Origin of the sequence: Sphingomonas sp. STIS6.2, from assembly GCF_000732685.2 — a bacterium.
Classification (GTDB): Bacteria; Pseudomonadota; Alphaproteobacteria; order Sphingomonadales; family Sphingomonadaceae; genus Sphingomonas; species Sphingomonas aerolata.
Genome location: NZ_JPDP02000159.1, coordinates 83,812 through 97,039 on the forward strand (window position 1 = coordinate 83,812; position 13,228 = coordinate 97,039).

The 13,228-nt window shown below is 68.3% G+C and carries 10 protein-coding genes; 3 read left to right on the forward strand and 7 right to left on the reverse strand.

The genetic code is table 11. From position 1 onward, the window contains the following. Window positions 1-27: 27 nt before the first annotated feature. The 4 genes from sphst_RS15390 to sphst_RS15405 form a co-directional block, all read right to left on the reverse strand. Window positions 28-2,724, reverse strand: a complete 2,697-nt coding sequence (locus sphst_RS15390) for a TonB-dependent receptor (RefSeq protein ID WP_234387697.1) — start codon at window positions 2,722-2,724, stop codon at window positions 28-30. 99 nt (window positions 2,725-2,823) lie between these two features. Continuing rightward, entirely contained in the window at window positions 2,824-3,804 is a 981-nt protein-coding gene (locus tag sphst_RS15395; RefSeq protein ID WP_051916554.1) for a FecR family protein, read from the reverse strand. Next, window positions 3,801-4,322, reverse strand: a complete 522-nt coding sequence (locus sphst_RS15400) for an RNA polymerase sigma factor (RefSeq protein WP_234387698.1) — start codon at window positions 4,320-4,322, stop codon at window positions 3,801-3,803. The genes sphst_RS15395 and sphst_RS15400 overlap by 4 nt, the downstream gene beginning before the upstream one ends. A 188-nt stretch (window positions 4,323-4,510) precedes the next feature. Beyond that, window positions 4,511-4,852, reverse strand: a complete 342-nt coding sequence (locus sphst_RS15405) for a hypothetical protein (protein ID WP_031395513.1) — start codon at window positions 4,850-4,852, stop codon at window positions 4,511-4,513. Window positions 4,853-5,101: 249 nt separating this feature from the next. Between sphst_RS15405 and sphst_RS15410 the strand changes: the two genes are divergently transcribed. The 3 genes from sphst_RS15410 to sphst_RS15420 are packed head-to-tail and all read left to right on the forward strand — an operon-like array spanning window position 5,102 to window position 9,820. Then, window positions 5,102-6,859, forward strand: a complete 1,758-nt coding sequence (locus sphst_RS15410; RefSeq protein WP_107045790.1) for a type I secretion system permease/ATPase — start codon at window positions 5,102-5,104, stop codon at window positions 6,857-6,859. Then, window positions 6,856-8,229 carry an HlyD family type I secretion periplasmic adaptor subunit gene (locus sphst_RS15415; protein ID WP_107045791.1) on the forward strand — a complete coding sequence of 458 codons (1,374 nt, stop codon included), beginning with the start codon at window positions 6,856-6,858 and terminating at the stop codon, window positions 8,227-8,229. Before sphst_RS15410 ends, sphst_RS15415 begins: the two co-directional genes overlap by 4 nt. Then, on the forward strand, window positions 8,219-9,820 hold the full coding sequence (locus tag sphst_RS15420; protein WP_107045792.1) for a TolC family outer membrane protein: 1,602 nt from the start codon (window positions 8,219-8,221) through the stop codon (window positions 9,818-9,820). The genes sphst_RS15415 and sphst_RS15420 overlap by 11 nt, the downstream gene beginning before the upstream one ends. A gap of 24 nt (window positions 9,821-9,844) precedes the next feature. Here sphst_RS15420 and pelF read toward each other — a convergent pair whose 3' ends face one another. The 3 genes from pelF to sphst_RS15435 are packed head-to-tail and all read right to left on the reverse strand — an operon-like array spanning window position 9,845 to window position 13,181. After that, window positions 9,845-11,356, reverse strand: coding sequence for a GT4 family glycosyltransferase PelF (gene pelF, locus sphst_RS15425; RefSeq protein WP_234387699.1), 1,512 nt, complete (start codon window positions 11,354-11,356; stop codon window positions 9,845-9,847). Next, window positions 11,353-12,267 (reverse strand): hypothetical protein, encoded by a 915-nt coding sequence (locus sphst_RS15430; RefSeq protein ID WP_031396646.1) that lies wholly within the window; start codon window positions 12,265-12,267, stop codon window positions 11,353-11,355. The genes pelF and sphst_RS15430 overlap by 4 nt, the downstream gene beginning before the upstream one ends. Then, window positions 12,264-13,181: a hypothetical protein gene (locus sphst_RS15435; RefSeq protein WP_159043676.1), complete on the reverse strand. Its 918-nt coding sequence runs from the start codon at window positions 13,179-13,181 to the stop codon at window positions 12,264-12,266. Before sphst_RS15435 ends, sphst_RS15430 begins: the two co-directional genes overlap by 4 nt. Window positions 13,182-13,228: the final 47 nt, after the last annotated feature.

The window sequence follows — 13,228 nt, forward strand, 5'->3', positions numbered from 1 at the left end:
GGGCGGGATCGATCACCCTGGGCTGTGTCAGAACTTGAACGCGGCGGCGAACCGGATCGAGCGACCCACGATCGGCCTTGCGAGGATCGTGCCGCTGCCCTGCGATCCGAGCGTGCGCGGATTGCCCTCGGTCAGCCCGATCTCGTCGGTCAGATTGTCACCGATCACCTGGAACTGCACCTGCCGGTTCAGATCGAGAGTGATGCCTGCGTCGAGCTTGTAAAAGCTCGGCAGCACCTGCGCGTTCTGGACGTCGGAGAAGCGGTCGCCGATATAGCCGATCGTCGCATAGACTCCCGCCTTCGCATCGCCGCCGAGCTCGAGATCATAGGCGGGGGTCACGCGCCACTGCCATTTCGGCTGGCGCTGAACCCGATTGCCGGTGAGATCGGTCCGGCCGCCATCGGTGAAGAAGTCGCGGTAGCTGGCGTCGAGATAGGTCGCCGAGCCGCTGAGCGTGAAGCCGCCGAACGGCCGCAACTGCCCCTCGAACTCGACGCCGGTCGCCTTGGCGCCACCGACCGACGCGATCGGGGCGCCGCTGGTGATGACCGTCGTCGCAAGGCCGTCGAACGTGTTGTGGAACAGCGTCGCGTACAGGTTGGCGATACCGGTCGAGACCTTCACGCCGCCTTCATAGCTGTCGACCTGCGGTGCGACGTCGATCCCGTCGCGCAGATTGTCGAAGAACGGAAAGCTGTTGCCGCGGCTGTAGCGGACGAACGCACCGATCTGCCGGGTCAGGTCGTAATTGACGCCGCCGGTCCACGACCAGGCATCGCCGCGATAGCGGATCGTGCGGAAGGTGCCGTTCAGCTGCGCATCGCCATTGTCGTACAGCGTCCGCGGGTTGCCGTCCAAACCCGCCGCCGGGACCGTCGCTGCAAGGTTTTCGAGCGTGCCGTCGACCGAGTGATGCTGCCACCGGACGCCGCCGTCGATTCGCAGCTGGTCGGTGATCTGCAGTTCGTCGACGGCATAGCCCGCGACGTCCTCGCCGGTGTAGCGCGCGTTGACCTTGAACGTCGATCCGCCCGAGAAGCCATCGCGCGTGACGATCCGGCCATCCGCCAGCGTCAGGTTCAGCCGTCGGGCGTTGGGTTCGGCGGTGATCAGCATGCTGTTGCCGAGATTCCACCGGTCACGCGACTTGTACCGCGTGTAATAGACGCCGCCGGTCAGCGTGTTGCTGCCCGTTTTCCATTCCAGCGCGAAATCGTTGACGAAGGCCTGGATGTGCTTCTCGACGCTCCAGAGGCCGGCCTCGACGACCGCCTGGTTGGGCGAGGCCGCCGCACCGCCGGTCGCGAAGGTGAGCGACCCGATCGTCCCGCCCCGGCCGGCAGCATAGGCTGCGGCGGTGACCGGCGCAGAGCCGCCGGGGACCAAACCGATCGTGTCGGCATCGCCCTCCATCCAGCTGCCGCGATCGCGAACCGTGATCCCGCTGCCGAGTTCGTAATCGAAATTGCCGCCCAGATTGTAGATCTTCGCGCTGCGTCCGTCTGCCAGATCGACCCGGCTGCCGTCGTTGCGCACGCCGATCCGCGTGTCGCGTCCGACGAGCGTCCTGGTACCGGCATCGAAGCCGGGATATTCGCGGATCTTGTCGCCGTCCTGGACGACTGGGATGGGCAGCAGCCACTGGCCGCGATCGTCGAGATAGCGACCGAAGAGCAGGATCGAGCCCTTGTCGAAGTCATGGCGGATATTGCCGGTGATCTGACCACCGCGCTCCGCCTCGAACTGCGCGTCGCGGATCCCGCGCGAGGTCGAGTAATAGCCGCCGAGCATATAGGTCGTGCTGTCGTCGATCGGCCCCGAGACATAGCTGTCGACGCGGAACTCGCCGAAATCGGTGCCGCTGAGTTTCAGCAACCCGGCCGGCGCCTGCTTCCCCTCGCGCTGGACGAGGTTGACGGTCAGGCCGGGCTGGCCGTTCGAGAACAGTGCGCCGGTGCCGCCGCGCACCGCTTCGACACGCTGGATCGTCTCGTCGATGCGGATCAGCTGCGTGTTTTCGAGGAACGACAGCGTCGGCGGCGGGAAGAAAGGCACGCCTTCGGTCTGGAAGGTGACATATTCCGCATCGCCCCCTGATGGATAGCCGCGCACGAAGATGTTCGCGCCGGTCTTGCCGCCCGAGCTTTCGGTGCTGACCCCCGGCACCGCACGAAGGACTTCGGCAGTGCTGGCAGTGCCGAGCCGCTGCGCCATGCTGCTGTCGATCGTGGTGACCGCGAACGCCGCATCCTGGCGCCGGGTGCCTGCGCCCGCCGTGCCGATCACGACGATATCGGGGGCGGTTTCCTCGGGCACCTGCGTCGCAGCCGGATCGGCTGCCGCCTGCGCCGGGGCGACCTGAACCGCCGCTGGCGTGGCTTCGGCCGCCTGAGGATGCGTGTCGATGATCAGATAGGCCCCGCTCGGCGTCAGCCGGTGGCCGAGCCCGGAGCCTTTCAGGATCGTCGTCAGCGCCGCGCCGACGTCCATCCGGCCGGCCACCGCGCGTGCGGTTTTGCCGCGGACGAGGGTGGGGGAGAACAGGATCTGCTTGCGGCTCTGGCGCGAGAAGGCGAGCAACGCGGTGCTCATGTCCTGCCGCGCAATGCGGATGCCGATAGCGGCCTGCGCCGTGACGCCGATCGGGATCCCGCCTGCGCCCAGCGCCAATGCGGTCATCATCACGCCGCGTACCAGCACGGCCCTGCCTGTGGATGTCATGCAACCCTCCCTGTTCGTGCGATCCCTCTGCCGGGGTCGATCTGACGATAAAGACGCGGGACGTCGGAAAACCCGAACCGGGTTTTGCCCTCGGGTCGATTATTTTTTCGAGGCGATCGTGATGCTGCCGTTCGGGTGCCGATCGACGCTGACGGGAAAGCCCAGTTCGAGCGCGTCGAGGAACGGCTGGACCTCGCCCGTCCGGAATGCGCCGCTGATCCGGACCCGGCCCGCAGCGGCGTCGGCGATCGCGATCTGCTGGACGCTGTAGCGATTTATCTCGGCGACGGCCTGACTTAATGCCTCGTCCTCGAACACGAGCCGGCCTTCGCTCCAGCTTGCCAGCCGCTGCGCGCTGCCGGGCATGTGGCGAACCGACACGCCGCTGGCCGATGCGGTGAGGACGTCGTCCGGCACCATCGCGACGGTCTTGCCGCGTGCGCCCTTGCCGGCGACGCTGACGAGCCCTTCGAGCAGCGCGACGCGCACCGCGCTGGTTTCGAGCCGCACGTCGAACGCGGTGCCGTGCGCGGTCACCGCCTGCGCGCCCGCGGTGACGACGAACGGCCGGGCCTGGTGCTTGGCGACCTCGAACAAGGCCTGTCCGCGTTCCAGCACCAATCGACGCTCGTTGCTCGTATAGGCCATCCGGACCCGCGTGTCGGTATCGAGAGTCAGCCGCGACCCGTCGCACAGCGTGACCATCAGGCGCTGACCCGTCGCCGTCCGGTACATGGGTGTTTCGGCGACCTGCACGGCAGGCGTATCATCCGCGAAGCGCCACAACGCCAGCGGCGCGACCACCGTGGCACAGGCGGCGGCGGCCAGTATCCACGGCGCGACTCGTCGTGGCTCGCGGCGTAACGCAGCGCGCGCCACGGCCGCGTGCCGCAATGCCAGAAGGTCGGGATGGTCCGCCAGCGCTGTAGTCGCGGCCCGTGCTTGGGCGATCACCGCCCAGGCTGCAGCGTGATCCGGTCGCGCATGCCAGTCTTCGAACCGCGCACGCATTACGGCGCTCGGGTCGCGGTCGAGCCGTTCGGCCCATTCCGCGGCTTCGATCATCACGGGATCGCTCACCGATGCCAGTCCTTCAGGCGTTCCGCGACATGCGCGAGCGCGCGCGCCTGGTGCTTCTCGGCGGCGCGCGTCGAGATCGCCATGGCATGCGCGACATCGGCCATCTTCAATCCCTCCAGCATCCTGAGCACGAACACGTCGCGTGTCCGTTCGGGCAGTTCGGCAAGCGCACGCCGCAACGCGTCCGCGATGTACTTACTCGCCAAGACGCGGTCGGGCGCGAAATCCGAACCTTCAAGCGAAAGATCGTCGATCGGATCCGACAATCCCGCGCCCCGCGCCTGATTGCGCCGCGCCTGATCCTTCAGGACATTGGCCGCGGTGACGAAGATGAAGCTGTCATGCTGGCGAATGCCGTTCGGGTCCTCCAGCCGACTTAGCCTCAGGAAAACCTCCTGGATCAGGTCGGGGACGTCGTGTGGCGCGGAGACGCGCCGCGTGAAGTACCGGCTCAGCGGCCGGGTATAGGTCTCGACCAGCGTGCGAAGGATCGTTGTCCTTTCGCCAAGGCCGGACACTTGCTCCCCCTCCATCGCCATGACCGGTTTCTAATAGCCGGGTCTGTTACGTCAATGAGTCTCGCTGGTCGGTATTTGACGCGGTCAATCTTGCGGCATTCGAAATCTATATTGATGCAGGCGAACGCGCGCCGTGTTTTAGAAGCCGTGAACACCGTTTTCTGGACCGCTCCACGAGGCGTAGCTGGTCAGCGCTGCTTCTTCGTCGTCGTCGCGGTGAAATCAGGATCTTTCTTCGCGACCCAATCCACGAATTTGCGGACCGTGGGATCGGCTAGCAGCTCGTCGACATTCATGCCGTGGCGTTGCAGCTCGGAATTGGTGAAATTCGCCATCAAGGTCTGCTGGCAGATCGGATGCATCGGCACGACATCGCGACCGCCCCGGCTCTTGGGCACGGGATGATGCCAGACAATGGTCTTGCCGAGCGCGCGGCCGCAGAGCCAGCACGGTGCGACCGTTGCCGGACCTTCCTCGTCTTCGCGATCGGGCTCCTCATACGGGGCATGTTTCGAATGTTTGCGGGCCATGTCGCTGTATAGTCTCTCGGTGGATGTCTGCACGCTGTAGCGGCGCGCCCGGCACCACTACACCTGCGACACGCAGGATGACCACAGGAACGGATGTCGGGATTGGGTCGCGAAGGCCCCGGGCCAGACGCTGTGCGTCACACGGAGCGAACCCGCACGCGCGTTAAGACAGAGATCGTCGAGCGGCAGATCGGCCTTGGGGAGCGCCTGAGAAACCGTTCGTTTAAACTTCGTGGCTAAGACGACGCGATGCCGACGTCCTCCCCAGCGCCCCTGACGGCACCATCCGACCATGGGCATAATGCACTGGCGCGTGCCGTCCTTGGGTGTCGAAGGCATCTGGTCTTCGCCGGTCTGTTCTCCGGCCTCGTGAACATCCTCTACCTCGTGCCGTCGATCTTCATGCTGCAGGTGTATGACCGGGTCGTGCCCACGCGGGGCGGGACGACGTTGCTGCTGCTGACGCTGATCCTCGTGCTGGCGCTGGTCGTGTTCGCGATCCTCGACGCGGTGCGCATGCGGTTGCTGCTGCGCGCCAGCATGCGGCTGGAGCGGCAGGCGGCGCCGGGTATCCTGCTGCGGATCCTTGGCACTGACGGCGCGACGACCGGGCAGCGCAGCCAGGCGATGCGCGATTTCGACACGGTGCGCGGGACCCTGACCGGGCCGACGATCATCGCGCTGTTCGATGCGCCCTGGGCGCCGATCTATATCGGCATCGCGTTCCTGCTCCATGTCTGGATCGGCGTGCTGGCGCTCGTGAGCGCGCTGCTGCTCGGGGGGATCGCGATCCTCAGCGACCGCGTGACCGCGGGGGCCGCGCGCGACACGCAGGCCCGCGCGGTACTCGCGACGCGTGAACAGGATGTGTCGATCCACGGATCGGAGGTCGCGCGCGTGATGGGGATGCGCAATGCGCTGATCACCCGGCATCTGCTGGAGCGCGCCGAGCTCGTCCGCCGTCAGGCCGCGCTCGCCGGTACGTCGGGGCAGTTTCTCGCGATCACCAAGTTCCTCCGCCTGCTGCTCCAGTCCCTCGCGCTTGCGCTCGGCGCGCTGCTGGCGATCCGGCAGGATATTTCGGGCGGTGCAATCTTCGCGGCGTCGTTGCTGCTGGGGCGGGCGCTCCAGCCGGTCGAGCAGATCCTCGGGGCGATGAAGCCGCTCGCCGCGGCGCGCAACGCCTATCGCGATCTCGATGCCTTCTGCCGGATGCCGGGGCCCGCGATCGACGCGACGACGCTGCCCGTGCCGACCGGCCGGATCGACGTCCGCGGTATCACGGTGCGCGCGGAAGGCAGCGATCGCGCGTTGTTGTCGGACATTAGTTTCGCAGTCGCGCCCGGCGAGATCGTCGCGCTGGTCGGCCCGAGCGGCGCAGGCAAGTCGACGTTGCTGCGCGTATTGTCGGGTGCGCTGTCGCCGGACGCTGGCGAGGTGCGGATCGACGGTGCGAGTCTCGCGGACTGGAACCGCGAGCAGCTCGGCCGGCACGTCGGTTACATGCCGCAATCCCCGTCGCTGTTTCCGACCACGGCGCACACCAACATCTCGCGGTTCCAGTCGGTGCTGGCGGGCGAGAGCGAACAGCTCGACGCCGCGGTGGTCGAGGCGGCACAGGCGGCGGGTGCGCATGAGGTGATCCTCGGCCTGCCCAATGGCTATGCGACGATGCTGAGCATGGCGGACGGGTCGGGGCTGTCGGCGGGGCAGAACCAGTCGGTCGCGCTGGCGCGCGCGCTGTTCGGCACGCCGACGATCCTGTTCCTCGACGAGCCCAACGCGCATCTCGACAGCGATGGGGAGGCGCGGCTGGTGACGACGCTCTCGACCCTCCGCGCGCGTGGCGCGACGGTGATCGTGTCGACGCATCGGACCGGGCTTCTGCAGGCGGTCGACAAGATCATGGTGCTGCGCAACGGCACGATCCAGCTGTTCGACGACCGCGCCAAGGTGTTGCGCCCGGCTAGTGCCGGACCCGTCGCCGCAACCGGAGGCGCACGATGATTCCTGCCGAACTGGCCAGCCCGGTCCCAGCCGCCGGCGGCGCAAGCCTCGCGGATCGCCTCCGCCTCGACGACTCCCCGCGACACGCGATCCTGGTCGGCGGGCTGGTCGCGATCCTGTTCTTCGTCGTGGGGCTCGGCTGGGCGGCGTTCGCGCGGCTCGATGCGGCGGCGGCGGGCGAGGGGCAGGTGGTCGTCGCGGGCAATCGCCAGACCGTCCAGCACCGCGAGGGCGGGATCGTCGCGGCGATGGCGGTGCGCGACGGCCAGCATGTCCGTGCGGGTGACGTCCTGTTCCGGCTCGAAGGTGCTGAGGTCACCGCCAGCGAGCGTGCGCTGGCCGCCAGCGTCATCGATCTCCAGGCGCAACGGGCCCGTCTCGAAGCGGATGTTCGCGGCGGCGCGGTCGTCTGGCCCGCGGATTTCGCGTCCGCACAGGGCGACGACCTTCGTCTCGTCGAGCGGGCGAAGTCGCTCCAGCTTGCGCAGCGGTCGGCACGCTCGGCCGCGCTCGCCGCCAATGGCGCGGTCCTCCGCCAGCAGGAGGCGACCGTCGCGCAGCAGACGACCGGCTTCAACGCGCAGGCGCAGGCGACCGCCCGGCAGCGCGCCTCGCTCCGCCAACAGCTCGACAGCACGCGGGCGCTCGCCGACCAGGGCTATGTGTCGCGCAACACGGTTCGCGCGATCGAACGTTCGATCCAGCAGCTCGACGGGACCGACGCCGACTATGTCTCACGCTCGGCGGCCGCGCGCGAACAGATCGGCCAGACCCGCGCGGAAGGTGTTCAGACCCGCCGCAAATATGTCGAGGAGAGCGCGACGCTGCTGCGCGACACGCAGTTCCAGTTGAACGAGGTCTTGCCCAAGCTGGCCGCGGCGCGCGAACAGCTGGCGCGCACGATCATCCGTGCGCCGGTGGCGGGCCGCGTGGTCGGGCTGCGCGTCTTCTCCGTAGGGGGCGTGATCCAGCCGGGCCAGGCGATCCTCGACATCGTTCCCGACGCTGCCCCTTTGGTGGTCCGTGCGAACTTCTCGCCGGGCGATATCGACGGGGTGTTTGCCGGGCGGGAGGCGGAGGTGAAGTTCCTGTCGCTGCACGAACGCGACCTGCCGATCCTGCTCGGCACGGTTCGTACGGTTTCTGCGGATTCGCTTCGCGACGAGCAGACCGGTCGCAGCTATTTCAGTGCGGAGGTCACCGTGCCGCGCGCTCAGATCGCCAAGATCGAGGCGGTGCGCGGTCGCGATACGGGGATCCGCGCGGGCGTACCGGTCACCGTCCTCGTCAAGCTGCGGTCGCGGACTGCGCTCGACTATCTTCTCGATCCGTTGACCGAGGCCTTTTCACGGTCGCTCCATGAACGCTGACAAGCTTCGGCTCGCCGCCGCCATACTGCTGGTGCCGGCCATGCCCGCGCGCGCGCAGACGGCACAGGAGGCAGCAACCGCAGCGCCCGAAACGCTGGGGCAGGCGATCGCCGATGCCTATCGCAGCAACCCCTCGCTGGAGGGACAGCGCGCGCAGCTTCGCGCGCTCGACGAGCAGATCGTCCAGGCGGGGGCCGCGTACCGGCTGACCGCGGGCATCAACATGACGCTGCAATATCAGTCGCAGGACCAGCGCGGGCTGCTCGGCGATTTCGATACGGCGCGGGGGCGGACCCTGGGGGCGTCGCTGACCGCGTCGCAGATCCTGCTGAACGGCGGGCGGACCGCGGCGCAGGTGTCGGCGGCGGAGGCGACCGTGCTTGCCGGGCGCGAGCGCCTGCGCGAGGCGGAGAACACGATCCTGCTCGAAGTCGTCGATGCGTTCGTTTCGGTGCGGCGCGACCAGGCGCTGGTGGCGATCCAGCAACGCTCGCTCGACTCCTATGGGCGACAGGTGACCCAGGCGATCGCACGCGAACGGGGTGGCGACCTGACCCGCACCGACATTGCGCAGGCCGAGGCGCAGCGCGAGATCATCCGCGCGCAGCTGGCGCAGGCCACGGTCAATCTCCAGGCAAGCCGCGGCCGGTTCGCGGCGGTCGTCGGGCGTAATCCCGGGACGTTGCTCTTGCCGCCGACGCTGCCCGGCCTGCCGCGCTCGCTCGATGCCGCGTTCGCCGTGGTGGAGAAAGAGAGCCCGAGCCTGTGGCAGGCGATCCTTGCCACCAGGGCGGGGGACGCGCGGATCGCGGCCCAACGCGCTGAACGTGCGCCGATCGTCGCGCTGTCGGGCAGCTATGGCTATGGAAGCCCCTATTCCTACCGCTTGCGCGATGCCGGTGCGCAGGCGACCGGCGGAGTCACGGTGACGATGCCGCTGTTGACCGGGGGCGTGATCGGCTCGCGCGTCCGGGCCGCGGTCGCCGAACGCCAGCAGCTCGGGTTCGAGGTCGAGACGGCGCGGCGCGCCGCACTCGCCAATGCCCAGAACGCCTGGAACCAGGCGGTGGCGGGTGGCGAACAGATGGCGGCGGGGCAGCGCGCGACCGAGGCGGCGGAGTCGGCGCTCACCGGGGTTCAGCGCGGGTTCGCGGAGGGATTTCGCTCGAATTTCGAGGTGCTGGACTCGGAGCAGCGCCTGCTGACCGCGCAACTCGTGTTCGTCAACGCGACCTATGGAGCCTATGCCGCCGAGGCGCGGCTGTTGGCGACACTGGGGCGATTGCAGGCGGCGGCGATCGATCAGGCGGTGCCGACCTATGATCCGGCGCAGAACACGCGGGTGGTGCGGGCCAAGACATTCGGACCGTTCGATCCGGTGCTCGCGCCGATCGACCGTGCGCAGAAGCCCGCTGGCACCGCCCCGGCGGCACCCGTAATCGCGCCCGCCACCGACGCGCGGATCAGGCCGGCCGCCGTCCAGAATTTGCCAGGGTCGATCGGCAATGTGCTGCCGATCGCGCCGTTTCCGGTGCTTGCGGGCCCGGTCGCGGCCGATCTGAGCGATGCGGTAGTCACCGGCGGGAGATGATCCGATCCGGCGTTCGCGCGTAGGCTACCGCTGGATCAGGGTTTCGTAGAGTTCCGCATAGGCCCCGATGATCGTGTCGTGATCATAATCGCGGCGCACGCGTTCGCGCATGGTTTCGCCCATTGCCGATCGCATCGCCGGATCGCCCGCGATCGCGAGGATCCCCGCCGCGGTCGCTGCCGGATTGACCAGCGGGGTGACGATGCCGCCATGGCCGCAGTCCGCCCCGCCGCGTCCCTCAATCATCTCGCGGCAGCTGCCGACATCGGGCGCGACCACGGGAATCCCGCAGGCGCCGCCTTCGAGGATCACCAGCGGCTGCGCTTCGGACAGGCTGGTGAGCACGAGCAGGTCGATCTTTGCCATCCAGTCCTCGATCCGCACGCGCCCCGCGAAGTGGAAGACCGGGGACAGGCCCAGATCCTCGACCAGCCGCGAGCATTCCGCGGCATATTCCGGGTCCTCGTCCTCGGGGCCGAGCACGACGAAGCGGATGTCGGGGCGTTCGGCATTCGCGATCGCGGCGGCGCGAATGAACGTCTTCACGTCCTTGATCGGGACCACGCGGCCGAGCAGCGCGACCAGCGGGTGTGCCGGATCGCGCTGGTCGGGGAGTGCGGCGAACCGCTTCGAGTCGATCCCGTTGGGGATGACGCGGACCCGGTCGGCGGCCGCACCCAGCCGGCGCTGGACAGCCGTATTCTCGCCGTACAGCGCAACGATCGGATCGCAGCTGTCATAGCAGGCGGTCGCATAGCTGGTGAAGGCACGGACCCAGAGGTCGCGCAGATCGCGCACGCTGCGTTCGAGCTCGAGCCCGGTGTCGACCTGATCGCCGATCCAGTCCGCCATCATCACCTCGATCTGGCGTTCGAGCAGATAGATGCCGTGTTCGGTGATGAACGCCGGTCGCCCGGTCTCGCGTGCGGCGCGGGCGGCGAGCAGGCCTGCGAAGCCGGTCGAGATCGTGTGATACGCTTTCGCGCGCGGCAGGGGCGCCGTCAGCACCGCGAGCAACCCGCCGAGCAGCACGCGCATCGCCCAGAAATAATGGTGGAACGAAGCCTTGGGCAGCATCGCCTGATAATGGCGCCTGAGCCGTGCGAACACCGCGGGGTGCGACAGGATGTCACCGGGGGCAAGCGGTCGCGCGATCCCGCCGATCACGTCGATCAGCGTCGCGAGCCGGTCCGCGCCACCGGTTGCAACGAACGCGACCAGCGCGTCGGCGATCGGCACCGCGATCCGATCCGGGATCGCGCGCGGCATCGCCGGCGCGGGCGCCAGACCGATTTCGACGACCGCGACGACGTTGGGCGGCGGGGCGAGCTGGAACGCGAGCAGCCCCGCACCCGGCTTGATGGCGGCGATCACGAACCTGACGTCGGGCAGATGCGTGATCAGATCCTGCAGCCAGCCGGATACGCCGCCGATCACATAGGGATAGGCGCCCTCGACGATCAGGCAGATGTCGGCGTCCGGCATGTCGAGCGGCGCGTGCCGCGACGTTTCGGTCAGGGCGGACAGCGGAATCATGCCACCGCGCCCGTCAGCCACCAGTTCGCCAGCGTCGATGCGCCGCGGTCGTTCGCGCCGATCGGAGCATCGGTCCGGTCCACCGACGCCTGGATCGCGGTCGCCATCCAGTCGATCGCGTCATAATCGCCCGCAGCCCAGAACGCCTCGATCATCAACGCATCACGCGTGTCCGCATGCCGGTCGTCCGCCCCGTCAGATCCCGCAGCGGCCATCGTCGCAACAGCGTCCTCGCGCAAGTGGAGGCGCTGCGAGTCGGACAGCAGCACGTCCGAACGCGCGTGATCCCCGAGCAGCCGCGCCAGATTGGTCGCAGCGTCCGGATCGCCGCCATCCGCAACGCGGGCCGACAGCCGCGCACGGGCGAGCACCAGATTTTCCGCGACGCGCGCCGACGCGGCCGCCGCAAGCGCGCGGATCGTCTGGTCGCTATCGGTCAGCGCCAGCGCGATGAGCGGCGACAGCGCGGGCTCGAAGGACCGCACCACGGTCTCCAGTGCCCGCCGCCGCTCGGCGACCGCGCCGTGACGCATGATCGTGACGAGTGAACTCAGCGTATCGGGGGTGGCGTGATGTACCCGCCCGTCGAGCATGCGGGCCACCGCGAGACGCGCGCCGCGCTGTGCAGAACGCCCGGCAACAGGGCCGAACATCTCGTCGTCGCTCCGGGGTGCGGCGGACTTGACCCGGCCTGCCAGGGGGAGGGCAATAAGCAGGCCAAGCGGGCCCATCACACCGAGCATCGCTGCCGCAAAACCAGCCGGCGCACCGCTGCGGAGCCACAAGGTGAGCCCAATTCCGCTAGCCAAGGCATGGACCGCGAGTGCCCAGCCAACCGCGGGTCCGGAAAGCCAGAACGCCGTTAGGACGACCATCTCCAGCAGCGCGAGCGCAGTGAGGCGGCGGATCACGCGACCAGCCCGGCGGCCCTGACCGGCCGCTGGGTCGCGTGCATCGTATCGGCGAGCAGCGGCGTCAGCCAGGCGGCGATCTCGGTCAGTTCGGCGGTACGGCTGGCGTTCAGCGTCTCGAACGGCAGCGCGTGGAGGACCAGGCACCCGACGAGTTCGCCGGTCTTCCGATCGGACAAGGCGATCGCGGCGACACCGACACCGTCGAGCAGGCTACGATCACTGCGTTTCGCAACGTGCAGCATCCCCTGCGACCGTGCCATCCGCTCCATCAGCGTCGCTGGCAGGGTGTCGCGCCGTCCCGCGGTGACCGGCCCGCGGATCCATGCGCGCGCCTCGTCACCGGTCATGCGGTAACAGGTGAAGTCGGGGGTTCGACCGGCAAGCGCGATCAGTTCGCCGATCGCGCCACGTCGTTCAGCCAGGTCCTGCGAACAGAGTCGCGCGGCCGTCTCGATCGCATGGCCGACCGTATGCGCCTCGGTCGCGATCTGCACCTGCAACAGCCGGTTGGTCCGCGACAGCGCCGCAAACGCCTCGGTCAGCCGTGCCAGATTCCGCGCCGCGACCCCGCCGCGCTTTTCCAGCCGATCGTGCCGTGCGGTCCGCATGATCGTCACCTCGCCGATGACTCCGGCAGCGACGAACCACATTAATGGCTGGAGCGACAAATGGAACAGATGGTCGAGATAGTCGCGCGCGCCCGTGTCGTCGTGGACATGCGCGAGCCATAGCCCCGACGCGATGGCGGCGGCGACGACGCCGGGGCCGGTGCCATAGGCGAGCGCCATCACCAGCACCGGCAGCCAATAGGGGTTGGGCTGGACGCGCGTGAAGCCGGTTTCGCCCGTCAGCCACCAGTCGAGTGCAGCCAGCGCGGCGAATGTGAGCGCGATCTCCAAGGCAATCCGCAAGGGGCGTCGCCACCGGGCCTGCCATTTTGGCGCAGCGTCGTCGTGCG